Consider the following 26899-nt stretch of genomic DNA (forward strand, 5'->3'; position numbering starts at 1 on the left):
AACCTTTAGGAGCCAACTATTTCTCCGACTGCGACGACGCCTCAACAAGACGCGATTCATTTTATTGTGGCCTTTATTTTAGCCATCGTTTTGTTGGCGGCAGATCGTTATGGAGAAATGGTCTCTGAATTACGTGGCTTTTTATTGGCCGGATTAACGCCAATTGAACAAGTCGCTTCCATTCCCAAAACATTTTTTAAAGAATTTGATCGCGATATCGTTGATTATGACGAACTGAAACGTCAAAATCAGATTCTCAAAACAGAAGTCTTACTCCTAAAAGCTAAACAACAACAGCTTATTAATCTTAAGCAGGAAGTAGCTCGCTTGGAATCGCTTCTAGGTACGACAGGAAAAATTGCCGACCACACGGTGCAAATTGCGACAGTTACACAATTCAGTCAAAACCCGATTTCACAATTCATGACCTTGAATAAGGGGTCAAAAGATGGTGTTTCAACTCAAGATACCGTGATTGATGCGAATGGTGTTGTTGGACAAATTATCAATGTGGCACCCTATAGTGCGAGAGTGATGTTAATCACCGACCCTGATCATCATCTTCCCGTTCGAATCCAACGCACATCTCAACGCGGAATTTTAAAAGGCTCAGGCTACGACAGTAGTGAGTTAAACTTTATTCCAAGTAATAGCAACATTAAAGTCGGTGACATTATTGAAACTTCTGGACTCGGTGGCGTTTTCCCAAGTGGTTACCCTGTTGCAACCGTTACCGAAGTGGAAAAAACAGGCAGCGCCCCCTACTTAAAAATCTTTACTCAGCCAATTTCAGAGCTCAATAAAGCACATAAAGTCTTAATTCTAAAACCTGAGGCTATCTCACCTCAGACCTTGAAGACCGATTTAGATTACGATTTAAACAGTTCACTCAATCAAACAGAGACTGGAGACTAACCTCGTGGGCGAATCGTTTACTTATCATCGAAGCGCAAAAGTTCGCTGGTACTTTGTCGCTAGTTTATTACTTGCTTTAGTGAGTGATAGTTTAGTTATTTCAGTACATGCCTCACCTATATTTCCGCCTTTTTCACTGTTAGTTTTATTTTATTGGGCTGGCCATTTTCTTGACCGGAGCTACATTGTAACCGCGTTTATTTTAGGCTTGCTTAGCGATACATTAACGCAAACCCCATTAGGTGCGCATGCAATTATCTATGTTAGTTTGATTTATCTGCTAAGCCGCCATCGCCTTCACTTTCGAAGCTTTACACCTTGGCAACAAGCGATATTTATTACCGGTTATTTTTTCATTTACCAGTTCACCAACTGGATATTTTTTGACCCGTTATTAACAGACACTCATGCCATCTATTTTTGGTTAATGCCATTTTCTGCCGCGATATTTTGGATAATCATCGCACCATTATTTAATCGTTTCACACTGCAAGTCGAACAAAATTAAATGCAAGAAAATCTTCATTTTGACAGTTCACAAGCCGTGCATCAGAAAAAACGGCAGTTTCGTTTACGATTAATCATCGCATTTGTTTTTGTTTGTAGCTTGTTTCTGTTTTTGACCGGCCGGATGGCCTATCTGCAATGGATTAATTACGATCGATATCATAGTCTTGCAGAAGGCAACCGTGTCAGTTTAGAGGTCATTCCTCCCATTCGAGGAAAAATCTATGATCGCAACCATCGACTTCTGGCGGACAATCAACCTGTTTATAGCCTTCAACTGATCCGAGAAGACATGGATTCGATTGATGAATTTGAAGCCGAAATCCAGAAAATTCTCACCGACATGCCCAAAGAGCGTTTTGAAAAGTTCATGGAGCGTTTCCGTAAAGGGCGAAGAGCCATACGTTATCAACTCCCACATACTCTTTCCGAACAACAAGCTGCGCAATTTGCCGTCATTAGCCACAAGTTTCCAGGAGTGACGCTGAGTGCTCGATTGAAACGCACCTACCCATATAAAGCCATAGGCGTTCATGCGATTGGCTATGTCGGCCGGATCAATGAGCGCGAATTAGGTAGAGTGAATGCAAAGCGCTATAAAGGCACCCAAGTCATAGGCAAATCTGGGGTAGAACGTTATTACGAATCCACTCTACAAGGCTACCCGGGACTCCAATATATCGAAACTAATGTTCGCGGTAGCATTTTACGCAAACTGGAATCCGAACCAGCCATTCCTGGCCAAGACTTGCACATGACCATAGACATTCAACTGCAAGAATATGCTGAAAAACTCTTAGAAGGTAAACGCGGTAGCATTGTTGCGATTGAGCCGCAATCCGGGGAAATTTTAGCTTTTGTTAGCGTTCCAACCTACGATCCGAACTTGTTTGTTGATGGTATTGATAGCAAAACCTATAAGTCCTTAATGGATGACAAAAACCGCCCTTTTATTAACCGCGCAATTAATGGTCAATACCCTCCAGGATCGACGATTAAACCTTTTGTGGCATTAGGTGCCATTGAACGGAACATCATCTCGCCTTACAAAAAAATCTATGACCCCGGATACTTTGAATACAAAGGACACCGCTATCGAGATTGGAAACGTACTGGGCACGGACTCGTTGATATGAAAGCCGCTGTTGCTCAATCCTGTGACACTTATTTTTATGAACTAAGCTTGGATATGGGGGTTGACACAATTCATGACTCTCTTGCTCCTTTCAGCCTTGGGAAGCGCACCGGCATTGACCTATTTGGAGAGTCAAAAGGAATCCTCCCTTCTCAAGCATGGAAAATGGCGACCAAAGGTAAGCCTTGGTATCGTGGCGAGACTATTATCACCTCAATTGGTCAAGGTTATAACCTCACGACCCCACTACAATTGGCAACTGCAACCGCGATTTTAGCGAACCGAGGCAAACAAATTATTCCTCACTTGGTTTCTCATGAGCAAATCGAACCATTTGAGCAAATCCAAATTCAGGAAATTGATAACTGGGAAAAAGTCATTGATTCAATGGTAGAGGTAATGCATGGAAAACGTGGAACTGCAAGACGCCATGGACGAAACCTTCCTTTTAAAATGGCTGGAAAAACGGGAACCGCACAAGTATTCAGCTTGAATGAAGGAGACTATAATGCGGATGAACTCGACAACCGATTGCATGATCATTCATTATTTTTAGGTTTTGCGCCTGTAGAAAAACCTAAAATTGCAGTGGCGGTCATCGCCGAAAATTCCGGAAGTGGCTCAAAAACCGCTGCTCCAGTAGCAGTATCGCTTATAGAACGTTATTTAACCCCTGAAAAATACTCAGACCCGACGAATCCACTGAGTAAAACTCAAACTCAACCTTAGACTTTCTTCTGGAATTATATTCGAATGCAGAGCTTTCAAACATCGCAAACCCTCTATAAAACCAATAAAGGCTGGTTTTCGAGATTCCATATTGATGGCTGGCTATTAGCCGGAATTCTACTCTTGCTAAGTTTAAGTCTAGCGATTGTTTTCAGTGCTTCAGGCGGTGATTGGCAAGTGGCCGAAAGACATTTGGTGAGAATTACCATTGCTCTGGGACTCATGTTGCTCTTTGCTCAAATCCCGCCCAATTGGATTTACATTATCACGCCTTTTTTATTTGCCATTGCCTTATTAATGCTCATTGCTGTCCCTATTGTCGGAGATGTTGGAAAAGGTGCGCAACGGTGGCTTGATTTAGGGCCGGCAAGATTTCAACCATCTGAACTTATGAAGGTTGTTTTACCTTTGATGGTCGCTTGGATTTTTGCACACAGTAGCTACCCTCCAAACTGGCAACGAATCTTAGCCGCTCTTGTAGTGATTGGCCTGACAGCGGGTCTAATTGTCATTCAGCCAGATTTAGGAACCTCTTTGCTCATTGCAATGAGTGGCTTGTTTATTGTGTTTTTTGCTGGCCTTCCTTGGAAATTGATTTTTGGAGCACTGTTTGCCGCAGCGGCAAGTATTCCTATCGCTTGGGAATTTATGCATGATTACCAGAGACAACGGGTACTGACCTTCTTGGATCCCGAATCCGATCCTTTAGGTGCGGGTTACCACATCATTCAGTCTAAAATAGCCATTGGTTCAGGCGGTATTGAAGGCAAAGGTTTTTTAGGCAGTACTCAAGCGCATCTTGAATTTTTACCAGAAAGTACTACCGATTTTATTTTCTCCGTTCTCTCAGAAGAGTTTGGATTGATTGGGGTCATTATTTTACTACTGATGTACTTGTTCGTTATTGGTCGAGGTTTGTATATTTCAGCAAAGGCCGAAGATAACTTTACTCGCTATGTCGCAGCAAGCCTCATCATGACATTCTTTATTTATGTATTTGTCAACATCTCGATGGTGAGTGGTCTACTTCCCGTCGTCGGCCTTCCACTCCCTTTAGTCAGCTACGGTGGAAGTTCATTGGTCACCTTAATGATTAGTTTTGGAATATTAATGTCAATCCACACCCATAAAAAACTATTACGACAAGCAAAATACTAACGAAGCAAAGACCATTGAAAAGTTTTGCCAAGTCACTATTCAGGACTGAAAATCACAAACAATTTATGGTAGAGTAAGTGCAACTTTACCGGCCGGTATCAATATGCTTACATAACACCGGACAATAATAAAAACACAATTACCTTAACAAGGGATGCACTCTCCATGATGCGACTGTTACAACCCGTTCTGATTTTTCTTTTCTCATTTTTGTCACTTAACATTCAGGCTCAACCGACTACCAATATTGCAATGCCTGCCATTCCAGTCATTCCTTCTGCACCGGATATTGCTGGAGATGCTTATCTGCTTATCGATTTTCATAGTGGGCATATTCTGGCCAGTAATGACCCGGATAAACGCGTTGAGCCGGCCAGTTTGACTAAAATCATGACAGGCTTTGTGGTGATTAACGAAATCCGTAATGGTAATCTGAGTTTAAACGACATGGTAACCATTAGCCCAAAAGCTTGGAAAACACCGGGCTCAAAAATGTTTATTGAAGTGGGCAAACAAGTGTCGGTTCAAGATTTAATTAAAGGCATGGTCATTCAATCAGGTAATGACGCATCGGTTGCGTTGGCCGAACATATTGCAGGCAGTGAAGAAGTCTTTGCGCAATTGATGAATAAATATGCGCAATCACTGGGTATGACAAATACGAACTATATGAATGCAACAGGTTTGCCACACCCAGAACACTTCACAACTGCGCGAGATTTGTCTATCCTCACCAAGGCACTGATTGAAAAATTCCCAGACGAATACCAATGGTACTCGGAAAAGAAATTTACCTTCAACAACATTACGCAATACAACCGCAATAAACTTCTTTGGCAAGATCCAACCGTAGATGGCCTAAAAACTGGCCATACGGAAAGTGCTGGATATTGTTTAGTCTCCTCTGCCAAACGGGAAGAAATGCGCCTGATCAGCATTGTGCTCGGTACCAAAAGTGCCAAAAGCCGCATTCAAGAATCTCAAAAACTCCTAAACTACGGCTTCCGTTTTTTTGAAACACACAAAGTGTATAGCGCCAAGCAACGCTTGAATGATGTCAAAGTTTGGGAAGGCAATAAAGATTTAGTGGGTGTTGGATTAACCGATGATTTGTACATCACCATTCCTCGTGGTCAATACAAAAATCTGGAGATTGAATCAACGATTACACCAGAGCTAAAAGCTCCAATTACTGAAACTCAACCACTTGGCACGCTGCAAATCAATCTTTCAGGAAAACCTGTCATTGAACGCCCTCTCGTTGCCCTTTCAGGTGTTGAAGAAGGTTCTTTTTTGAAAAAAGTTATGGATCAAATCAAGCTGACGTTTAAATCTTTATTGGATTAACTTACGACCTTCAGTTAAAGAAATAAATGTTTTGCTTTGAATGATTCTAAAGCCGCATCCACAGTGATCGCGGCTTTTTTGTTGCATGAATGAAAAACCTTGAAGTATGTTTTTGATAAAATCCAACGCATTACAGCATTACAAATAGTATTCAAACAAACCTTACCTTTTAAATTCTTTGCCGGCCGGTAAAAACGACTGCTTAGTTAAAAGATGTAAAATTTGAAAACGATATGGAAAATAAGATGACAAAAGATTTACATACCCCTGACAGCGAGACATTAATTGAATTCCCATGTGATTATCGTTTAAAGGCCATGGGAGAAAATTCTGAGGAATTTGTCGAATTGGTTTATAAGGTCTGTTGCAAATACGCGCCTAATACTCCACGAGATAATATCAAAATCAACAATTCCAAAGGGAAACGTTTTATCTCTGTCAATGTGACATTCTATGCTACCTGCATCGAACAAATTCATGGTATTTATGGCGAGCTGAAACAACACCCAGAAGTCAAAATGACACTGTAAAGTCACAATAACTTCGCGACTTGTAATGACTGACTGCATCCCAATTCACATTCACTCCCTAGGACGTGTTGATTACCTTAACACTTGGCAAGCAATGCAATCCTTTACCGAGCAGCGCACGCCTGAAACACCTGACGAGCTCTGGATTGTTGAGCACCCACCTGTTTACACTCAAGGTTTGAATGGCAAAGCCGAACACCTGCTCAACCCAAACCCAAAGATTCCAATTGTCCAAACCGATCGTGGTGGTCAGATTACTTATCACGGCCCCGGACAGTTGGTCATTTATGTATTGATCGATTTAAAGCGTCGTAAGCTAGGTGTTCGCGCGCTTGTCAGTCTCATTGAAAATAGTCTAATTGAGTTGCTTGCTAATCTTAATATTGAATCAACTGCGCGCGCCGATGCCCCAGGCGTTTATGTAAAAGGCAAAAAAATTGCCTCTTTAGGTTTAAAAATTCGCAAACAAAAAAGCTATCACGGTCTGGCGTTAAATATCGATATGGACTTAACCCCTTTTCAGGCGATTAACCCATGCGGCCTTCAAGGTATGCAAATGACTCAACTGAAAGATGAGTTCACACAACTTTCCGACAACCCATTGCCAAGCTTTGACAAAATCGGGGCACAGCTTACCGAAATTATTTCAGCACAGTTAATTTCCAGCTGAATATCACAGTTAAAGATACCGGCCGGTAAACATTGTATGACGCACAATTTCGTGTGCAATTTTTGAAAACCTCCAACTTGGCTTATAATGACGCGCTTAATTGATAAATCGGAACTGTCCATGTCGAACGTGCCTGAACGCCAAGAAATCCCAATTGAACAAATTGGTTCAATCAAAGCTCGCAACGCAGCCATGTCGAAAGGCGAATACAAAACCAAATCGTTAAAACATCGTCCTGACCCGGAAGCAGAAAAGCTAAAAAAACCACGTTGGATTAAAGCTCAGCTTCCAAAAACGAAAGATATACCTCGGATTCGCGAATTGAAAAACATTATGCGTGAACAAGGTTTGCATAGTGTCTGCGAAGAAGCATCGTGCCCTAATCTCGGTGAATGTTTTGGACATGGCACAGCCACCTTTATGATCATGGGCGACATTTGCACCCGAAAATGCCCATTCTGTGATGTCACGCATGGCCGCCCGAAACCTTTAAATCAAGAAGAACCAGCGCACTTAGCGCGAACTGTAAAAGCCATGCAGCTTAAATATGTGGTAATTACATCGGTTGACCGCGATGATCTTCGTGATGGCGGTGCGACACATTTTAAAAATGTTGTGCAAGCTCTTCGGGATGAACTGCCGGATTTAAAAATTGAAACCCTCGTCCCTGATTTTCGTGGTCGATTAACTGTCGCACTTGAAACACTGGGACAAATGCCGCCGGATGTGTTGAATCACAACTTGGAAACGGTACCGCGCCTTTATGAAGAAGCACGACCAGGCGCAGATTATCAAGCTTCTCTGGATTTACTTAAACGTTTTAAAGCGTCTAACCCCGAAGTTAAAACGAAATCAGGCTTAATGGTGGGCTTAGGTGAAACCATGGATGAACTATTACAAGTCATGCGTGATTTACGCGCCCATAATGTTGAAATGCTGACCGTCGGTCAATACCTACAACCCAGTAGTTTCCATTTAGCTGTTAAAAAATATTGGACACCAGAAGAGTTTAAACAGATTGAAATCGCAGGCTATGAAATGGGTTTTGAAAATGTTGCTTCTGGGCCAATGGTACGCAGCTCTTATCACGCTGACTTACAGGCACAAGCTGACAATGGAAATGTGAGTTTCAACATTAATTTGGACTGAACAACATTATTTTGGATTCTACAAAATTAATTTGTACTGAGAATGGCCGAAATTTTCCTAAACACACCACCTATTAGAGAGTTTCCGAAAGGAGACTGGACAATCATTTGGCACGGACGGGTAACTAGAAACCCGAAAGTGCCGTCAGAATTACTTATCGAAGTTCTTATTCGCTCCAAAAATGGTGATCGAACAATAGAAATCGGAGTCGGCCAACTTCCACTTCTAAAAATCGGTTCTAATTGGAGAGATAAACGGCTTACAGATTGGAACTAAAGAACGCCCAAGATACCTAATACTTCAATTGCTAAAGTGTTCGCATCCATTCCCTTTTTCGCAGCTTCAAGTTGACCGAGATAATAACTCGACAAAGGCCGATTCCGAAACGGATATGGGGCCTGAAGAAAAGAAAGCCTACGACCGAAATACGACGAAAAGGAAATTGATGATCAAGAACTGAATAGTGAAACGGAAACGCACAAAAACCTGCCTATTCAAAACATCCTCAGCCAAACGTCTCAATTCGATTTTTTGGAAAATAAAGAAATTATCAACCCGGAAAGCAAAGAATACAACCGCTATAAACCCCCGACAAACAAACCTAAAGCGCCGGAATCCGACGGATTAGGAACCGGGCAAGGCGACTATAGCAAGGACTCTACAAACCAAATCGAAGCAAAAGCGTTGGTGCTGATTTAAAAATGCTTCAAGAAGCAGTAAAACAATTATCTGCGGAAGGCATAAACATCAAAATTAGAAGAATTGACGTTGTACCTCTGTCTGAAGCCAGCACAAGAAGGCAATGGCTTAATTGGAGTCTGCTAGCAGAACGCGAAGAAGCTATATTAGCGTCGATATTAAACACAATGGTAGTCACTACTAACGTAAGAAAGGCGAATGCACGGTTGGGTTACTTAAAAGCAATCACAGAATTGGCAACGAGATACCTTGATAGCATTATGAAAAATCTAGCTCGTTACAAGGGTGTTTGAGAAGGTGAAAAATGGCTCTGTCACAAATGCATTTTTAGTACAAACAGAAAGAGTTCTTCATACTTTGAATACTGCTAATAAACTATGTACAATAACTCGTTACAAAATATCCTAGTTAACACTAGAAAGATCTATACCATATAATTTTTCAAGATAAGCGTCTACCATATTTTGACTATTTTCACTCAATAAATACTCAATATCTTCATCAGAAAATGGATAAATACCAAAAGATTTAATGTAATTTTTACTTAATGAAAAATACCCTGAACCATATGGTTTACTTGTATTAGTAATATAAAACCAAAACAATCTGGACTGCATAATTTTTTTCGCTAGCCTCAAAGGATATTCTTCCTGAGAAATTAAAGCCATACCATTATGGAATAGCAAAGAATCATCATTACTTAAAATATAGTTTGGAATCTTAGGAGAGATATGAGGGAATAATAGCTTAAAAGAATGCTTATCCAACCCCTGATTTCTACCATATGAAAACCACTCCTGATATTTACCTTTTCCTTTATCGCGTCTCGATAACGGTTCTTTATGTGCTAAAAGATAACGATATGCTTCTGGGTAACAACTAGCCATTTTTTTTTCTTGTATTACTGATGCAGAGCCATTCTCATAAAAATAAGGAAATATTATCTTACGTTTAGCAATTGTTAGGTCGTTACAATCTATAAACTTATTGGAATTGACAATATCAACACAAATATTCTTTTCTATTTTAAATCCATCCTGAATGTGATAATAAACCTCATCTTCTTCAATAGGACTGAAAATAAAAATATTGTTTTTTAATGTTGCTATACCGTTACTTGTTCTAAAAACTTTTTGAAAAGGCTGCCCTGTAGCTTCAATTTTGGAAATTATTTCTGTCGCCTGCAAGTTCCAACCGTTGTGATTATCGAGAAGATTGTAATCAATTTTCTTCATCCCCGAGTCATCAATAGCATTAATTTTTGTTATCCTTTTATAGCGAATACAGCCATTTGATTTATTCGTTATAAAACAGATACAAGTGTAAGTTGATCTTGACTCAAAAACTTGCAAATCACCAAAGTCAATAATAGAAAACGGATATTCTGAACCACTTAAAAACTCTCTTAAGGCTCGACCATTCAAGCTTTTAAAAAAAGTGTTCATTGTTATATAACCCAAAACCCCAGATGATTTTAAATTACGCAAGCCTATTTCAAAAAAGGGGATATATAAATCTGGGTGGCCAGTCGAGGAAACATTCCAGTTTTTTAGTAACAACTTTGATTCATTATCAATATTTCGAGAACATACATATGGAGGGTTACCAACTACAAAATCAAATCCATTAAAACCATCAATCACCTTATGAAAATCAAAACCGAGGGTATTTCCAACAAACAAATTAAAATTAAACTCTTGCTTGTCCTCACCGTTTAATATCGCCAAGATAGACAAAATAATTTCAGTGCGCTCAATCGAATACTCCATCAAGTCCACGCCAAATAAGTGCTTAGCGAAAATATCTTCATAGCTAAAATTAAAGTCTTTATGAATAATCTCTGCCGCAGTCACTAAAAAACCACCACATCCACAAGCCAAATCACAAACACTCGAATTTTTATCAAAACTTTCTCGATGAATTAAACTATCAATAATGAATTTTCGGATTGATTTTGGGGTATAGATTGCACCGGTAACAATTTTATCCTCTGGTGAAATCACAAACTCAAATGAAGTAATCAGCGACTCAAGCGACACAACACTAAATTTCTTTTCAAATTCTTGAAATAATTCAAAGTCTTTATCATTTTCTTTAATGATTAAAGAATTTATCAGTTTATTTTTTACAAACGCGTAATTATTTGTTTTTAGAAAAGACGAAACTATTAATCTATTCGTTTCAATAACAGAGCAAGAGCATGAATTAAGGAACTTAAATATTTCTTTATTCATGAAACAGCCAATGGAAAAACATTTTCAAATGTAAAGTCTTGATGAGAGTTACCACTTTCATATGCTCGAAAATAAGGAGTGAACATTCTCTCTTTAGCCCTAAAAATAATTTCCTCATAGTCAAAGTCATTAAACAGCTTGTTTAAAAACACATAGTCTTTCATGCTACAAAAATTCTTCAAAATAAAATGTAATCCCAAAATGACATCCATAGGAGGGTGGGGCAGCCTTGGTGCGCCTAAAAAAACTGCACCCGATATTGCTCTTCCCTCTAATCTATTTCCACCAGACTGAAAGTGATAGAGAGGATGAGAAACTTTAGGAGGGTTAGCCCCAGGCTTCCTAATATCCTTATCTAAATGCCATGAATTAAAGTGCTCACCATCCTCATCAATACCTTTCAGTTCAATCTGAAAATCAAATGAATCCTGAATTCTGTCATTAACACTAATATCAACTGAAATATCAAACTCAACACAAGAATCAAAAGTAATTGTTAGAGTGTTAAGTTTTGGAGGAATACTACCCGACATCGCTTTCTTTAAAACAATTTCTATATTTTCAGCACAAACACAGATTAGATTGCCTGAATGGTGTTTAACCTTACCTGCAACTACATATAAAGTAGACTCTAGGTTTTGGAATATTTTATCACTATCATATGTTTGTACTTTTTGGGCAAGCGTTTCCAGATCTTTAGCATACTGCAGTCTATCCCACTCCACATTAATACCCTTTTGCTAAAGCTTTAAAACGCTCTTTATCTATTTCAGAAAGCTGTTGAAATAAATCGTTATCACACACGCTGTCATATGAATAGTATTCTGGTTCAACCCAAGGAACTTCTGACAATATGTTTTTTTTCTCAAAAGCTTCACTAGGATCGATTGGAATATAGCTGTGATGACAAATAGTCCAAAATTTTCTTGTTACAGAACTAGCGTCCCCTTCGACTCTTTCAAGTTCAATCTCTGGAAATTGTTCTTTTAAAATAATTAGTTTTTCCTCAGCTGATAGACGTCTCAGATGGAGACTTTGTTGCAATTCATGACGCCACCAATACTGAATACCCTCGGCCCACCAGCGTTTGTATGCCCCTGAATAAACCCCCTTATATCTATATTGCTCGAACTTTTGAAGTAAGTCATTCCAATCAACAGAGCCCTTACTTACACCAAGTCTTGCGGTTAATACATCTTCACCAATAAGCACGCCAATAGGTTTTACAATTTTATCTAAAATAAAACCTGATACTTGGTATGTGCTATCTGAATTAACTGATTTCAAAAAATCAACAATTCTTGGGTCAATGTTTTCGATTAAATTATCGGGGATTTCCAGTAGGTCAAGCACTGATTGTTTGTTAACAATTCTCTCTTTTATCTCTTTATACGATTCAATCAGTTCTTTCATTAGAGTTGTATATTTATCTAAATTCTGATGAAATTTTTCTTTATTTATTGAGAAATCAAATAAATCGTTGCTAGTGAAGTCCTTATAAAAATTTTGCATCTTTGAATTGTTCGATAACAAAACGATCGGAATACTTAAAGATGCGTCTTCGACCCCCTGACTTCTAAAAGACTGGGCTAATGCAGGCGCATCGGTTTCACCACCACCCTCAAGAAGCTTATAATCCATTAAAATCAAATCAGGATTGGAACCGTTAATACAGCTAACAGTTTCAGCAAACGTTATAGGTTTACAATGAATTGGTTCTAATCCAAATCGCTTCAAATCTTTTAAAACGGAACCTGCATCTTGATCTTCTACATATACGACTTTATAAACCATTCTCATCCAATTCCTTATCTGTAGCCTTGCTTATTTCAACTCTAACCGTGGTAGAAAAATCCATCTTAGGTGAAACTACATAAATATTTCCGCGGTAACCTTTAACAATATCTTTTGTTATTTTCAGACCCAATCCGGTACCCAAAATTTCAGAATTTTGGTCCAACAGTTCGAAACTTTCAACATTTGTTGTTGTATAAAACTCTTCAAATATTCTTTCTTCATTACCTGCTTCAATACCATCACCATTATCTGAGAACTCAACATAAATCATGTCGTCTTGCTCACCGCACTCAATAAAAATTTGACCTTGAGACTTTGCTCTTTGAATCGCCTTCTTCGAGTTTGTATAAAAATTGAATAAAATTGAGGACCATTCAGAAGGGTGCATAGATTTGGTATAAAGCCAATCTCTATTAAATTTTGGCTCTAGCATTTCTATATTTGACTTTTGCGCATCTAACTTCATTGTTTTAACAAACTTAGAAATGACACTACGCATGTTTTGAGGGCGAATATCCCTTATCAGATTTTGAGAGACTACATCATTAAAATACGATGTGTAGTTATGGAAAGAATCAAAATTTTCACTCAGTAAACATACCCTTTCAAAAACTTCAGTTTCACCTTCTAGCTTATCTAATAAAAATGAGACATCACTTCGAATATGATCCATATGATGTTTTATTTCGTGAATAAACTGAGAAACTGTTAACCCCACACTACTCAAAACTCTCAACATCGAACGCTCTTTTATCAAGCTAGTCAACTCAGATTTATGTAATACCTCAAGCTCCTCTACAGCTTCCTTTATTTTTTTAGCACGACGTTTTCTTTTAGTTTTTCCTTGAGGGCTTTCATCATCAAATTCTTTTTCTAGCTCTTCAATGGTTTTGGCTATATTTTGAATTCGAAGCTCTATTTTTTCCCAGTTCCCTCTATCATCTTTTTTCTGTCCCGATGTTGCCTTGACATTTCGATTCGCTGCAACCGCTAATACACCCGTAATAATAGTTCTATGTACAAAATTTCTTAGCTGTCTAAAGGCCTCATTCTCAATCAAACCTTCACGACTAGAAGTCTCGTTAAAGTTGTTTTCTTTATCTTTTAATTCCACGAAACCGAAAAAATTAATATTTGAGTGTTGAGGAAGAATGGTTCTTCTTCGAACAGACCTATCTAAATCTAACCAATCGTCACCAGGCTCCGCATATGGTAAAACTCTAAATCCATTCCTATACAGCCTGATTCCACCTTCTTTTCTAGCAAGTTTTCTTATACTACTTGCATGCATTTTTGGAATTAAATCACTATCGTAAATATAATAAAATGCTCTAAACCTTACATACCTTAATTCAGTAAAAGGCTTTGATTTATCATCAGGATCGTTGCCTATTTCACCAATTTCATTAATGCCTAATTTTTCACTATCGACTGTATATATTCCTATTCCTGTTTCATCAATATAACCTTCGATTTCAGCGATAGCATGCTCATAAACCATTACTTCTTTATCGGCTACAATTACTGGCTTCTCGAAATTATTTTGTTTAAAAAACTTGGCTTTAAATCCGGGATCAAGATCTGAATTTCCATCTAAATTAACAATATCCGATAAAGCAAAGGGTTGAATAATATTAGAAACATATCTATATACCCTTTTTATTGATGCGGTTGTCCACTTATCTCTTAGTTCCTCAATAACTAAGACAGTTCCTTTGTCTTTCACTTTATCAATAACATTTAATCTATTTGAAATACTATTCAGATCAATGTCGTTAGTGTATTCACTCCAATTAATTGTTAATGAAAGTGCAAAGTCATCTGCATCAGTTTGAGTAACGATTGTTAATTTTTTACCTAGTCTTTGAACTGAAAACCTTCCAATTCCTTTCTGACCGGCACGCTGTCTTTTATAATTTCTGGATAACGGATTATGCACTTTATCGGTAGATGAAATTCTCATAAAACCATTAACCAACTCTTCTCTGGTCATGCCATCGCCATCATCCTCAATAATAAGGGTTCCGCCAAGGTCATCCGAATTTTTAAAAGTTAAAACTACTTCAGTGGCATCCGCATCATAAGAGTTTTTCACAAGTTCAGATACAGCTGTCTCTTGGCGAGCAACCAATTCTTGTCCTAATCTGTCAATGATACCCGCATCAATAGAAAATCGAACTTTATCTTTTTCCTGGGCTACTATTCGATGAGTCAATTCAATCAACTCATCGCTACTATAGTCTTCACTAGCTAATAGGATTTTTAACTTCTCTTTTATCTCTTCAATTGTTTGCTCTTCATTACTCATGCAGCCATACTCAAATTCAATTTTTTCTGTTTTCAAAAGCTCAATTCTCTTAGTGTAATGAACTTTAAGAGGTTCAGTTACTGACGTAAACCAAAATGGAACCGAAGCTATATCTTTCACTAAGAGATTGTAACGAATCCCACCATTCTGCCAAGCAGAATACAAAATTTTTGGCTATTCATCTAGCAACCAGAAAGCACATTGGGCAATTTGAAAACGAGTCTCCACATCGTTTGCTTCAATGAGCTCCGTAATTCGGGCGCGCTACCGGTTGCCGGTCGACATTAATGCCATATTGGTTGCAAGCCCGCTGGATCATTTTCCCTCTAAATTCAGTCGCATTGTCCATATGCCAGCCATCAGGAATTCCCCAGCAAGGCCAATCACCGTTAATATTGTATTTAGCGAGCCAATTCTCTTTAGGTAAAATTGCATGAGAAATCGCCAAACTGGTAATCAGTCCGGACGTTGCATCAAAGCCAACTCGAAACCCCAGAACCATTCTGGAAAAGACATCAAAAACCACTGTAATCCATGGTCGACCAACCGGTTTACGCCAATGATCATCGCAAAGCTGAATATCTAATTAAGTATGATCCACTTGAACATAGGCTAAAGGCCAATCTGCTCCGGGAAATTTCCCTCTGATTGCAGAGTATTTTTCGGCCGCTTTTTTCTGCCCTTCGCGAGCCGCCATCATCTCTTTGGGGTTTTTCTTGGTTATCCAGTTTCTAATCGTATTGCAGTGCGGAGACTTGAGGTTTTTCAAGCGACATAATCTTTCTACTTAACGACAAACCTTAGCAACCGACTTTTTCTGTTGAGTTTTGTATTCATTTTGGATAGCCGTTTCGACAATTTCTTTAATCTCCGGCGCTAATCGAGGTTCGCCTTTGTCGGTTCGATCTTCTCTAAGTAAATCAGTCACTTTGCCGGTTTCTTGAAAACGCTTTATCCAGCCGTATAGAGTATTTGTCGATATCCCGAATTCTTTGGCTCTAGCTTCCACCATTTTACGAGTTCGTCCTGCAACCAGTAATGGTTGAACAATATCAAACCTTTCCATGGCTTGGTTCCAAGAATCATCGGAAATTCTTTGCAAATCATCTGTCTTTTTCGGTTCTTCAAATTTAGATACTGAAACCTCAGAGATGGAAACCTCTTTAATTGCGCCTGTTTCAGCATAAATGAGAACTACTGTATTTATACTATTCACTTGGCGGATAAAATAGCGTTCGTTTTGATAAACCACGCTTTCGCCGATTTCAAGTTGAAGCAAACCGTTATTACCCATATCCAAACCTTAAAATCGGCGTGTTCATATTCAACGGACTGCTCTCCAAATCGCATATCATTTGGCGAGTGCCAACCAAATACCACAGAGTCGGCAACAAGGCAGCCTTATCCCAATCACTTTGCACTAATTCACTCAATAATTGAGCCAGCGTTGAACTTTTCAGTTCGCGGAGTTTATTATCGAGCAGATTCATATCACCTTCTCTATCCGCACCTCGCCGAATAAATGGCTGAAGGAATTTTGCGTTTTTCTGCAATACTGTACGAACTTCCACTTCTGTCATAATCTTAAACTTCCAACCTTGCTGCTTGGTTTTACGCTTAAAAATGACATCCGGAAAATAGCGGCGGTGCTTACCGTTTTGATCCGTCCACTCTATCTTTACAGGCTGAACTTCAAACTCCAGCACATGGGAATCGAATTCAAGAAGTGTGATAAAATCGCGCTCCAGAGTGGATTCAAACATAGCCGAATCAATCGACTTGCTGGAAGCGTAAATTCCGGTGACATTACGATAGCTTTTCGGGATGCGTCTGACAGGCATATTATGCATCCAGTACAGTTTAATTTTGTATAGAAGTTACCTTGCTAATTCGATTGTAGTTCAGTACAAAATTATTTTGTAGAAAAAGATAAAAATGAGCACTTCCAGTACAAATTAATTATGGAAGTCATAAAAGCAAAAATTCAATTTAACCAACTTTAGAGAAGAGTTTGAACAAAATGGCAAATAACAGCATTCAACGTTTTTTATTTAAAGACCATGGCATTCGCGGCCAATTCGTTCAACTGACAGACAGTTGGCAATCCATGACTCATGAGCGCCATTACCCTGATGTCATTTCAAAGCTGTTAGGCGAATTGAGTTTAGTCGCCATTATTATGGCAAATGGGCTTAAACATAAAGGTCGCATTACTCTTCAAATCCAAGGCTCTGGCCCTGTGAACCTGCTTGTCGTTGAAGTGATGGACAACTTACTCATAAAAGGTGTTGCCAAAACCTCGCAAACGATTACCGATGAAACAACACTATCTGAATTACTCGGCAATGGGCAAATCCTTGCAACCCTAGAAAACTCTCAAACCAATCATCACTTCCAAAGCTATGTGAGTCGCGATGCTGAAACGGTCGCAGAATGTTTTGAAATTTTCTTCCAACAGTCAGAACAGCTTCAAACACGTGTTTTCCTTGCGGCAAATGAAAACTCTGCCGGCGGGTTAATTCTGCAAAAAATGCCTGAAACTGCCGAAACACAGGTAAGTTCAGATGACGATGCATGGAATCGTATTGAACATTTAACCTCAACAATCAGTGACGATGAGTTAACCTCCTTGGGTTGCGAAGAACTGCTACATCGACTTTACCACGAAGAAACTGTTGAGCTGTTTGAAGCTCGCGAGATTGAATATCATTGTCCTCAAGACTCATCAAAAATTGATGCCATGTTAAAAAGCTTGGGAGAGGAAGAAGTCCGAAAAATTCTTGAAGAGCAAGGAGAAATTGTCATTCACAATGAGATGTGCAATTTTCACGCACGCTACGACAAAGCTGCTGTGGATGAGCTTTTTGCTGGACAAGAATCCAAAAATACCAACGACTCTATTCAGTAGTCATAAGGGGAACCTCTGCTTGAATCCTATTGAAGTCACGCCCATAGGGGCTTAGCCAAATTTATCAGATTCAATCAGAGGTTTGATAGTGTAAAAGTTCTGAATTTAGCTAATGAATGGTAAAAAAATATTACCGGCCGGTAGCAAATGATTTGATTTCTAGAGAGTTTTGCACGTGTAAGAGATAAAGCATAAATTGAGAAAAAATTCGGTTGATCTAGGCAAAAAGTGCAGGGAATAGCTGGCTATTCGCAAGATGCCGCCCAACGGAAGTACCCTTGGGGTATAACAAAGCTCGGCAGGATTTTAGCCAATTTTGATTATTTATTATCTCGTGTTTATACCCGAAAGGGTGCAAAGCTCTCTTGTAATTAAATTTAAAAGCGCTTGGTTAATTCAAGCGTCTTTAATTCCAAATGCAATCCCTTCTGAAATATCCTCTAAGCCCTGCTGTAAGGCGAATAAACGGTCAACACCTAAAGCCACGCCTGAACAATCGGGCAACCCTTTTTGCTCCAAATCAGCGAGTAAATTTTCATCCAGAACAACTGGTGGCAACCCCTGTTCTTTGCGCATAGCAAGAGAGGCTTCAAAACGCTGGCGATACTCATTAGCATCAGCCAATTCATAATAACCATTGGCCAGTTCCATACCTTTGACGAAAACTTCAAATCGCTGAGCACACTGCGGGTTGTCAGTTGAAACTCGGGCTAAAGCTGCATCTCTGGCTGGAAAATCATTAATCACACAAATCCCTGATTTTCCTAGCTGTGGTTCTATGACTTCTGTCAGAACCAGCTGTTCCCACAAAACCTTATCATCTAACTCAACACCCACAATCTCTGGAACTTTATGAATTAAAAGTACTTCCCGACAATTCGCCGCAGTTGCACTAAAGATATCGTCAATTTGAGCGTATTTTGTGAACGTTTCACGATAAGTTAGTTGCTCAACATCATCACAAAGAGTCTCAGAACCAGAAAGTCTTGCTTGTATCAGAGCGACCACTTCATCAATCAGTTGTTGTAAATCAAAACCCAGTCGATACCACTCCAACATTGAAAATTCTATTTGATGACGAGGACTCAAATCCGAATCACGGAACACCTTTCCCAAGTAGAAACAATCTTCCACACCATCACATAGCAGCCGTTTCATTGGATATTCTGGTGATGTATGAAGGTAATAGTCTTTTAAGCCCTCACCAGGAATCTGAAGAGTCGTTCGTAAAGAACGCAAATGTAGATCAGGAGTAGCAGCTTGGGACAATATCGGAGTATCCACTTCAATCACCGCTCGTTCATAAAAAAACGCCCGCAGATCATGCAAGAACTGCGAGCGTTTTTTCAGTCTTTCAAACTTTGTCATCAACATTTGAACAACTTATTTAGCGCGAGAAACGTACTCACCTTTTTCAGTGTTGACGATGACCATCTCACCGATTTGAACAAATAGAGGAACTTGTACGACAGCACCTGTCGATAGCGTTGCTGGTTTACCGCCAGTTCCAGCCGTATCACCTTTCAAACCAGGATCCGTATCAACAACTTCCAGAGTCACTTGCTTTGGCGGCGTGACAGAAATCGGGTCACCATTCCAAAGAGTCACCACACACATATCTTGCTCAACTAGGAATTTACTAATATCCGCTACAGCAGCTTCAGAAGCTTGATACTGTTCAAAGGACTCTGCATCCATAAAATGCCAAAACTCGCCATCGTTATAAAGGTACTGTAGTTCAGTATCCATAACATCTGCTGCTTCAACTTTTTCACCCGATTTAAATGTTTTTTCTAACACTCGACCGGTAATCAAATTACGATATTTCACGCGGTTAAATGCTTGACCTTTACCAGGTTGAACAATCGTATTGTCAGTAATGGTACATGGCTGTCCGTCCATTAAGAATTTTAAGCCGTTTTTGAATTCGTTGGTGCTTACTGTTGCCATAACGCTTTCCAGATACTCTTAATTAAATTGCACGGCATTTTACCCTAAAACAGATTCGGTTTAAAATTCTTGGTTTGTAAAACTCAACCGGCCGGTAAATTATGCGTTCTAACGCCAAAGTCTCAAGCATCTCATTCGATCTCTTAAATTCCTCGCAAAAAAAGCAAGCAAAGCAATTACACCATTTACTGGCTGAAATTCAGTTACCCGAATTGGAAAACGATTGCCATTTGTCGGAATTCCCCCTGAAAGTCCCTAAACATTTTGCCAAACAAATTCAGCTTAAGAACCCTACTGACCCTTTGCTTCGACAAATTTTGCCCGTCAACCAAGAATTAGAAACAAACGAGCACTATAAAAAAGACCCAGTTGGCGATTTGGACAAAAACCCTTTACCTAGTCTTATCCACAAATACTATGGCCGAGTATTATTGATTGCGAGTCCAAAGTGTGACATTCATTGTCGCTACTGTTTCAGACGCCATTTTCCTTATGAAAATCAAAGTAACAATCGTGCTTGGCATCAAGCCATTGAATATATACAAGCAGACGACAGCATTCACGAAGTGATTTTGAGTGGTGGGGACCCGATGAGCCTATCAGAAAACGTTTTACTCAAGTTATCTCAAAAAATTGAGTCCATTCAACACGTCAAAACTTTACGAATTCACAGCCGAACGCCCGTGGTCTCGCCAACAGATGCCGCTCAGAAGGAATGGTTGGAATGGGCAAAAACGACCGCTCTCAATATTGTTCTGGTGGTGCACTGTAATCACTCCAATGAATTAAGCACACAAACTCATGAGCTTTTTAAGCGCTATCAACAGGCAGGACTTCATCTTTTAAATCAAACAGTTCTACTGCGATCAATCAATGATTCGGTCGACGTGCTTGAAAAACTCAGTCATGCCTTATTTGCTCAATCAGTCATGCCCTACTACCTGCATCAATTGGATAAAGTTCAAGGTGCTGCACATTTTCAAGTTGCGGATCAGGATGCATTGATTTTACACCAAGCGCTTCGTGAGCGCTTACCAGGTTATTTAGTGCCAAAACTCGTTCAAGAAGTCGCAGGAGAGCCCTTTAAGACTCCTCTTTACGAACTTGCTGATGAGAATGGGATTTAGCCCTTAAACTCAGTAAAAACTGCTGCATTTTGTCAAAGGCGGTGTGCAATCTCTCAGCATTGCTAGCTTCTGGCTCAAGCATTTGTATCAGCTCCGCAATCGCTTCAATGGTCGCTAAAGACTGATTGTTTTTCTGCTTTCGAATGTGATACGAAGAAGCTTTAGTTGGAAATATCGCTATTCTCGGCAAAACTTGAAGTATTGGGTTTAGCATAAGCATCTTATGTGTTTTTCGCCATGTACCATCGAGTACCAACACCTGAAAATCACCATTCAACTGGTTGATTTCTGAAACTTTACAAACTTTACCGGCCGGTAACTGTTTGTTTACGGGCATTCCTTGAAAAGAATTTTGCATGATTCCAGAATCGCTTAAATTAGAATCTAACACTGTCGTATCTAACACTTCATCCGTTTCTGGATAGAGTAATAAAGTCGTTTTTTGTGAAATCCATTGAGCCAAGCTATCTTTTGACATGACAGGCGTTTCCACAACTTGACCATGACTGACTGACAACACCGCATTAGTCACTAACTCGCCGACCCACAACTTGGCATTTTTTACTGATAAGGCGGCTAGCCTTGCTGTGCCTTTGCTCTGTTTTTGCTCACTTGGGTGCTGCAGAATGCCAATTTCCACCGCAGGTAAAATTGATACAATGCAGTCACAAATGCAAGCTTTCTGGGCTCGCATACACTTGGGACATTCTGTTCTTTTGCTAGAATTAATCATAGATATTTATTTGAATTAACGAATCAACCATTCGGTTAGTTTAAAAGCGATCGGAGCTCTTTTGAATACAGACTTACAAGTCAAACAACTGAATGAATTATCCCAAATGGAACAATTCCAGTTGAAACACTTTTGTAAACAACATAAACAGAGCCTGCCAAATCAACATGACCTTGGTGGCGTACTATTCCTAAACTCAAAACTGATTGGCTGGGTTCGCCTCATTATGATTCAACCAAATGAACACTATTGGCTTAGAGGCCTATTTATCGCACCTGATTACCGTCAACAAGGTTACGCTCATGGATTAATGCAGCAAATTCCAAATCTTTTGCAAACCGTATCAACCCAGAATATTTCAATTACTTTGTTTGCTCTGGCTCATTTAGAAGATTTTTATAAACGCTTAAATTACCGGCCGGTAGATTGTCAACAAATCCCTGAAACACTCAAAAAACATTGGGTTAAAGCGAAAAATGACGGTAAAAATTGGATTTTATTGCAAAAAAACCTAGTCTGAGAGCTTTGCTAATCAGGCTTTTTTACTTTCTTTTCTTAATGCACATCATCCTATTTCTGATGCGTCTTCCAGTGCGTTTTTGGATGATTTTTTATCCAATTCTTGTTCACTGACCAGATGTTCCGGTAACTCTTTTTTGGTTTTCCCCGCCAGCTCTTTGAGCATCTGAGCTTGTCGAACTAAATTACCCCGGCCGGTAGAGAGTTGTTTGAATGCATCGTTATATGCATTGTTCGCTTGAGTAATCTGCGTGCCAACCTTTTCAAAATTAGCCACAAACCCCACAAATTTGTCATGAACATCTGCAGCCCGTTGGATCAATTTTACGGTGTTTTCGCTCTGGCGCTCATATCGCCAAAGTTGTTCAATGGTTTTTAAAGTTGTAAACAACGTTGTTGGCGTCACCACTGCAACACGCTGATCAAAGGCATCTTCAAAAATATGGCTATTTTCTTCAATCGCCATTAAATAAGCAGCTTCAATTGGAACAAACATCAAAACAAAATCTGGAGCATTCAATTGATTCAGGTGTTCATAGCGCTTGGCCGCCAAAGTCGAAATATGGCTTTTTAGACTTTGTAAATGTGCTTTGGTGGCTTTCAAGCGTGCCTCATCCGAAGGTGCATTTAATGCACGTTCGTAATCGGTGAGTGAAACCTTCGAGTCAATAACGATATGCTTGTTATCAGGAAGATTCAAAATCACATCAGGACGCAGGCGCTTTCCTTCTTCAGAGGTAAAACTTTTCTCTCGATCAAACTCCTGCCCTTCACGTAAACCAGAGCGTTCAAGAAGCCTCTGTAAAATCAACTCCCCCCAATTACCTTGCATTTTGCTCTCACCTTTCAATGCCTGAGTCAGATTTTGAGTTTCAATCGACATTTGCGAATTCAATGTCTGCAACTGCTTGAGTTGTTCTTTCAGAGACGCGCGACCTTCTATATCCTCTTTATGAGTTGTTTCCAAGCGAGAACGAAACTGCTCAAGGGATTGGTTCATAGGTTTTAACAATGACTCAAGAGAATCTTTTGAATTCTGGGTAAATTGTTTTTGTTTTTCATCAAAAACTTGATTCGCAAGTAGCTTAAACTCTTGTGTTAACTGCTGTTTTGCATTTTCAAGCAAAGTGATTTTTTCCTGAGATTGCCTGCTTTCTTGCGTTAGGCGTTCTTGCAATTCTGCTGTTAACTGCTTTGTTTCAGTTAACTTTCTCTGAAGCTCATTTTTTTCTTGAGTAGATGCCAAAATGTCAGCTTCGTATTTCTTTAACTGAGCGTGAATTTCATCAAATTGGCCTTGCAATACATAAAATTCTTGAAGCTTTTCTGATTGTGAATTGACTAAAGTTTGAGTTTCATCAAAACGGGAAATTAAATGAGAATGCGTAATTTGCAAATTACTCAAACTGTCTAATTCTTGTTCAGCCTGAACCAGTTGTCTGCGACTTTGCTGTAATTTTTTCCATAAGTACAATACTGCGACCAAAAAAATACCAGCAAATGCTGGTATGAGTGTTTGAAAAATAATTTCCATAGATTAACTCTATTCTCCAGTAATAATTTGAACCTGTTTTAAGGTGTCTTCGGTAACCTTATCCTTGGTTTTCGGCAATGCTTTTTTCTTTTCTTGTTGTTCGATTTTGTAGTTCTCCACCATTTTCATCTGGCGAGGAAACAATGTTTGCCCAACAGGAACTGTTTGTGTTTTTCTTAAAATCTTTAGAACGGCTCCATTTGGCCCTGTTCTCGACTCATCAATAGAAATATATTTGGATTTAGTTTGATTGTATTGATCATTAATTCGAACTAAAGCGGAACCATCTGGCTTCTTAATCACCGCTGTGACCGATAACTTATAAGGCAATACAATCGGTTTTTTCTTAGCTTTTTTATCACCTGTTTTTTTCTTAATCGGTTCAATCGCTTCTTTTTGCTTTTCTGGTTTAGGGTTTAAATAATCAGCTCTCTGCGCATCAATTTTTTCACGCGTCGGCTTGTTCAGCAAAACCGTTTTGAGGTTTAATGGTGGTAAGGATTCATCATTTTTTTTCGCATCTTTTTTTGAATCTACTTTTTTCTGAGATTTCTCTTCAACAGCTGCTGAGTTATCTTGAGAAGAAGAGTCAGCCGCTAAACTCATAGCCGGCCAAACTCCAACTATCGACAAAATTAAGGCAAATTTTGTTATTCGTTTATTCATAACTTTCTCAAATACTTTATTTATGTTGCCGTCATATCGTAAGAATTCCAACAAGGTTATTTCTCAGATCCTTGACCAATAACAATATGCGTATGGAATGCAACAATCGTACAAACAGCACTGACATTGCCTTCGGTTAAATTAAAATTCGCTTGAACCTTGTGATCTTCATCCTTTAAGTTTAGCTCGCAGGATTCCAGCAAATAAATTGGCGACACTTTTGCATTCAACAACTCCATTAACCGCAATACATCTTCTTCATGTTGCATATTCATTGTGAACTTTATCCGGCTAAAATAGAAGAGTTTATTGGGCACTTTTAATTTTTGGAATAACCCGCTTGTCAAAGGTTTTTCCGGCATGAAGTTAAAGGTGAACTCCGGCATAACAAGTGTTTGTTTAAAACCAATTAGCTTGTCGGTCCAAAAAACACGATCTTGTTTTTTAACGAGACCTTTTGCAATTAATTCCTCATATTTCGCACCATACTGCTCATAAAGCTTGAGTTGTTTTTGTAGAAACTTAACCTGACTTTGTAATTCATTCAGCTTTTTAACTTTTGGAGCCTTTTGTATGGCAAGTTCTTTATTCATTTCTTCAAAACCATACCAAGCGCCACCAATGGCACCTCCAAGCAAAATAAAGAAGACAATCGACCAAAGAAAAAAACGTTTTAATAGAGGATCTTGAGTAATACTATTTAGATTCGCCATCTTTCATCCTCAAGGTAATGCTGAAAGCCAGTGCCGGTACTTTGCCTTCGTCCGTATTGATTGTCACCGCTTGATTTAGATTCCGGTTCAACGGTTCTTTTGTTAGCTGGACACTTTGAACACCTGAAACTTTTTCAAGATCGCTGACAAGGTTATCAACCCATTCAACGGGCTTTTTGTATGTACCATAGAAAGGAAATACCCATCCATTGAAACTGATTTCATGCGTTTTGCTATCAAAGCGCTCTTTATTGCTCCATTTAATGTCTGAAATTTGAATATTATTATGTTTGACTAACGTTTCACTTAACGACTGAATATCAAATCCAACCAAGCGACCCAGCTTTAGTTTCAAAATAGATTCGGAAAACTCAACTGATGATTTAATGGTTTGAGCATCATCTTTAAGTTGCACCAGAGATTCAAGGCGCTTTTTCTCAGTCTGATGGGCTGTGATTCTTTCATCAAGCATACCGAGCTCTTGCCACTTTAGATACGAATCAACACTATTAATTAACAGATAACCCACTAAACCCAATGCCAATAAGACATTGGTCGAAACAAAGAGCTTTCGCCCCAAAAAGATATTTTGAATTTTCTTGGTATAACCTGTTTGATAAAACCCTTTTGGGGTTTCACTAAAAACGTAGTCAACCATAGCTTGCTCGGAGTAGCAAGACTGGGTCTCTAGGTGCTTAGAACAATGTCCTTTTGATCGAATTAAATCACTAAACAACGCAGTTGCAAAAAAGTATTCATCATTTTGCCATTCCGATGATATGAGTTGTCGTCTTAAAGCGATATCTTGAAGCTCATTAATCACACCTGCATCTGAATCAAGAAACAACATTGCAAACGGTGCTTTGAAAGGCAAGATTTTTTGGTTATAAACATAGCTTACAGCCATTCGCGTCTCGTTTAAAAGCGCATCTTGGATTTCATCAAAACTATGCAAACTGCTATCAAGCTCTACTAGACGGCTTAATCGTAAATTACCCTCAAATACAAATGTTTGCCGATAATGATGTTCACTTTGTCGACTGGTAATTAACAAAGGAAATTTTGAAAACTTACCTGAGATATCAAGCTTCGAAGCATTTGTTTCAAAGAAATGTTTCATTAAGAAAGGTTTTGAGTAAATTGCTTGCAATAGCACATTTGCGGATTCAAGCTTTGCCAACCAGTTGGTAAGGTTAAATCCATCTGCCACCGTTGCAGTCAATAATAACTCTTCCTTACGCCCTTCTTTATTACTTCGACTCGCTTGGTTCGCCCGGATTTCAACTAATGCGTTATTGTCCGCATGGGCACGTTCCATGCGACGTTTTAAGAGAGGTGCCTTTTCCCAAGGCAAAACTTTAGGACTCCATTCAAAATTTAATTCTTCATCAATTAAATCTAGAATAATGAAAACTTCATCTTTTTCAGATAACTGGAAAATAAATTGATCAATTAGTGCTTTATCTGGCCTCCAACCAAAAATTTGCACAGGCATCTCGTCTGAAATTTTCTCAGGATAGATTTTTAGTTGAGTATCGGTAATATACAGAGCATAACGCATGATTTATGGT

At 39.1% G+C, this 26899-nt stretch carries 27 protein-coding genes; 12 read left to right on the forward strand and 15 right to left on the reverse strand.

The annotated features are described in order from the left end of the window. Nucleotides 1–54: 54 nt before the first annotated feature. From mreC to D9T12_RS09495, 9 genes are all read left to right on the forward strand, one after another. Entirely contained in the window at nt 55–915 is an 861-nt protein-coding gene (gene mreC, locus D9T12_RS09455) for a rod shape-determining protein MreC (RefSeq protein WP_130537943.1), read from the forward strand. Nucleotides 916–919: 4 nt separating this feature from the next. Then, nucleotides 920–1423, forward strand: a complete 504-nt coding sequence (gene mreD, locus D9T12_RS09460) for a rod shape-determining protein MreD (RefSeq protein ID WP_165395086.1) — start codon at nt 920–922, stop codon at nt 1421–1423. Continuing rightward, entirely contained in the window at nt 1424–3286 is a 1863-nt protein-coding gene (gene mrdA, locus D9T12_RS09465) for a penicillin-binding protein 2 (protein ID WP_130537945.1), read from the forward strand. A 24-nt stretch (nt 3287–3310) separates the two neighbouring features. After that, complete coding sequence (rodA, locus tag D9T12_RS09470; RefSeq protein WP_130537946.1) at nt 3311–4444, forward strand: rod shape-determining protein RodA; 1134 nt, start codon at nt 3311–3313, stop codon at nt 4442–4444. Between the two features lie 168 nt (nt 4445–4612). Further along, entirely contained in the window at nt 4613–5791 is a 1179-nt protein-coding gene (locus D9T12_RS09475) for a D-alanyl-D-alanine carboxypeptidase family protein (RefSeq protein WP_130538591.1), read from the forward strand. Nucleotides 5792–6036: 245 nt separating this feature from the next. Beyond that, nucleotides 6037–6321, forward strand: a complete 285-nt coding sequence (locus tag D9T12_RS09480; protein ID WP_130537947.1) for a YbeD family protein — start codon at nt 6037–6039, stop codon at nt 6319–6321. A gap of 25 nt (nt 6322–6346) precedes the next feature. Further along, nucleotides 6347–6991 carry a lipoyl(octanoyl) transferase LipB gene (lipB, locus tag D9T12_RS09485; RefSeq protein ID WP_130537948.1) on the forward strand — a complete coding sequence of 215 codons (645 nt, stop codon included), beginning with the start codon at nt 6347–6349 and terminating at the stop codon, nt 6989–6991. A 120-nt stretch (nt 6992–7111) separates the two neighbouring features. Then, on the forward strand, nt 7112–8140 hold the full coding sequence (gene lipA, locus D9T12_RS09490; RefSeq protein WP_206199092.1) for a lipoyl synthase: 1029 nt from the start codon (nt 7112–7114) through the stop codon (nt 8138–8140). A gap of 701 nt (nt 8141–8841) precedes the next feature. Next, nucleotides 8842–9132: a hypothetical protein gene (locus D9T12_RS09495; RefSeq protein WP_130537949.1), complete on the forward strand. Its 291-nt coding sequence runs from the start codon at nt 8842–8844 to the stop codon at nt 9130–9132. Between the two features lie 111 nt (nt 9133–9243). Here D9T12_RS09495 and D9T12_RS09500 read toward each other — a convergent pair whose 3' ends face one another. From D9T12_RS09500 to D9T12_RS09535, 8 genes are all read right to left on the reverse strand, one after another. Beyond that, nucleotides 9244–11073, reverse strand: coding sequence for an HsdM family class I SAM-dependent methyltransferase (locus D9T12_RS09500; RefSeq protein ID WP_130537950.1), 1830 nt, complete (start codon nt 11071–11073; stop codon nt 9244–9246). Beyond that, nucleotides 11070–11798, reverse strand: coding sequence for a hypothetical protein (locus D9T12_RS09505; protein WP_130537951.1), 729 nt, complete (start codon nt 11796–11798; stop codon nt 11070–11072). Before D9T12_RS09505 ends, D9T12_RS09500 begins: the two co-directional genes overlap by 4 nt. 1 nt (nt 11799) lies before the next feature. Further along, complete coding sequence (locus tag D9T12_RS09510; protein WP_130537952.1) at nt 11800–12873, reverse strand: hypothetical protein; 1074 nt, start codon at nt 12871–12873, stop codon at nt 11800–11802. Then, nucleotides 12857–15343, reverse strand: a complete 2487-nt coding sequence (locus D9T12_RS09515; RefSeq protein WP_130537953.1) for an ATP-binding protein — start codon at nt 15341–15343, stop codon at nt 12857–12859. The genes D9T12_RS09510 and D9T12_RS09515 overlap by 17 nt, the downstream gene beginning before the upstream one ends. 73 nt (nt 15344–15416) lie before the next feature. Further along, nucleotides 15417–15704: a DDE-type integrase/transposase/recombinase gene (locus tag D9T12_RS09520; RefSeq protein WP_130537954.1), complete on the reverse strand. Its 288-nt coding sequence runs from the start codon at nt 15702–15704 to the stop codon at nt 15417–15419. 60 nt (nt 15705–15764) lie between these two features. Beyond that, nucleotides 15765–15947: a hypothetical protein gene (locus D9T12_RS09525; protein WP_130537955.1), complete on the reverse strand. Its 183-nt coding sequence runs from the start codon at nt 15945–15947 to the stop codon at nt 15765–15767. A gap of 18 nt (nt 15948–15965) precedes the next feature. Then, nucleotides 15966–16472: a COG3415 family protein gene (locus tag D9T12_RS09530; protein ID WP_130537956.1), complete on the reverse strand. Its 507-nt coding sequence runs from the start codon at nt 16470–16472 to the stop codon at nt 15966–15968. Next, nucleotides 16465–17019, reverse strand: coding sequence for a TnsA endonuclease C-terminal domain-containing protein (locus D9T12_RS09535; protein ID WP_130537957.1), 555 nt, complete (start codon nt 17017–17019; stop codon nt 16465–16467). Before D9T12_RS09535 ends, D9T12_RS09530 begins: the two co-directional genes overlap by 8 nt. 179 nt (nt 17020–17198) lie before the next feature. Between D9T12_RS09535 and hslO the strand changes: the two genes are divergently transcribed. Next, a complete protein-coding gene (hslO, locus tag D9T12_RS09540) occupies nt 17199–18086 on the forward strand; it encodes an Hsp33 family molecular chaperone HslO (RefSeq protein WP_130537958.1) in 888 nt (295 codons plus the stop codon). A gap of 396 nt (nt 18087–18482) precedes the next feature. Here the strand turns inward: hslO and epmA are convergent, their stop codons facing one another. After that, nucleotides 18483–19460: an EF-P lysine aminoacylase EpmA gene (gene epmA, locus D9T12_RS09545; protein ID WP_130537959.1), complete on the reverse strand. Its 978-nt coding sequence runs from the start codon at nt 19458–19460 to the stop codon at nt 18483–18485. A 9-nt stretch (nt 19461–19469) separates the two neighbouring features. Continuing rightward, nucleotides 19470–20036 carry an elongation factor P gene (efp, locus tag D9T12_RS09550; RefSeq protein WP_130537960.1) on the reverse strand — a complete coding sequence of 189 codons (567 nt, stop codon included), beginning with the start codon at nt 20034–20036 and terminating at the stop codon, nt 19470–19472. A 101-nt stretch (nt 20037–20137) separates the two neighbouring features. Between efp and epmB the strand changes: the two genes are divergently transcribed. After that, nucleotides 20138–21163 (forward strand): EF-P beta-lysylation protein EpmB, encoded by a 1026-nt coding sequence (epmB, locus tag D9T12_RS09555; protein ID WP_130537961.1) that lies wholly within the window; start codon nt 20138–20140, stop codon nt 21161–21163. Here the strand turns inward: epmB and D9T12_RS09560 are convergent. Next, a complete protein-coding gene (locus D9T12_RS09560; protein ID WP_130537962.1) occupies nt 21120–21896 on the reverse strand; it encodes a tRNA-uridine aminocarboxypropyltransferase in 777 nt (258 codons plus the stop codon). The two genes, epmB and D9T12_RS09560, sit on opposite strands and share 44 nt — an antisense overlap. Before the next feature lie 61 nt (nt 21897–21957). Between D9T12_RS09560 and D9T12_RS09565 the strand changes: the two genes are divergently transcribed. Continuing rightward, nucleotides 21958–22416, forward strand: a complete 459-nt coding sequence (locus tag D9T12_RS09565; protein ID WP_130537963.1) for a GNAT family N-acetyltransferase — start codon at nt 21958–21960, stop codon at nt 22414–22416. 45 nt (nt 22417–22461) lie between these two features. Here the strand turns inward: D9T12_RS09565 and D9T12_RS09570 are convergent, their stop codons facing one another. Genes D9T12_RS09570 through D9T12_RS09585 form a run of 4 tightly spaced genes read right to left on the reverse strand, consistent with a single transcriptional unit; the run spans nt 22462 to nt 26889 of the window. Beyond that, nucleotides 22462–23949 carry a DNA recombination protein RmuC gene (locus tag D9T12_RS09570; RefSeq protein ID WP_130537964.1) on the reverse strand — a complete coding sequence of 496 codons (1488 nt, stop codon included), beginning with the start codon at nt 23947–23949 and terminating at the stop codon, nt 22462–22464. A 9-nt stretch (nt 23950–23958) separates the two neighbouring features. Continuing rightward, nucleotides 23959–24615, reverse strand: a complete 657-nt coding sequence (locus D9T12_RS09575; RefSeq protein WP_130537965.1) for a hypothetical protein — start codon at nt 24613–24615, stop codon at nt 23959–23961. Nucleotides 24616–24671: 56 nt separating this feature from the next. Then, on the reverse strand, nt 24672–25328 hold the full coding sequence (locus D9T12_RS09580) for a hypothetical protein (RefSeq protein ID WP_130537966.1): 657 nt from the start codon (nt 25326–25328) through the stop codon (nt 24672–24674). Next, on the reverse strand, nt 25312–26889 hold the full coding sequence (locus D9T12_RS09585) for a hypothetical protein (RefSeq protein ID WP_130537967.1): 1578 nt from the start codon (nt 26887–26889) through the stop codon (nt 25312–25314). Before D9T12_RS09585 ends, D9T12_RS09580 begins: the two co-directional genes overlap by 17 nt. Nucleotides 26890–26899 lie beyond the last annotated feature (10 nt).

Origin of the sequence: Thiomicrorhabdus indica, assembly GCF_004293625.1 — a bacterium.
GTDB classification, from domain to species: domain Bacteria; phylum Pseudomonadota; class Gammaproteobacteria; order Thiomicrospirales; family Thiomicrospiraceae; genus Thiomicrorhabdus; species Thiomicrorhabdus indica.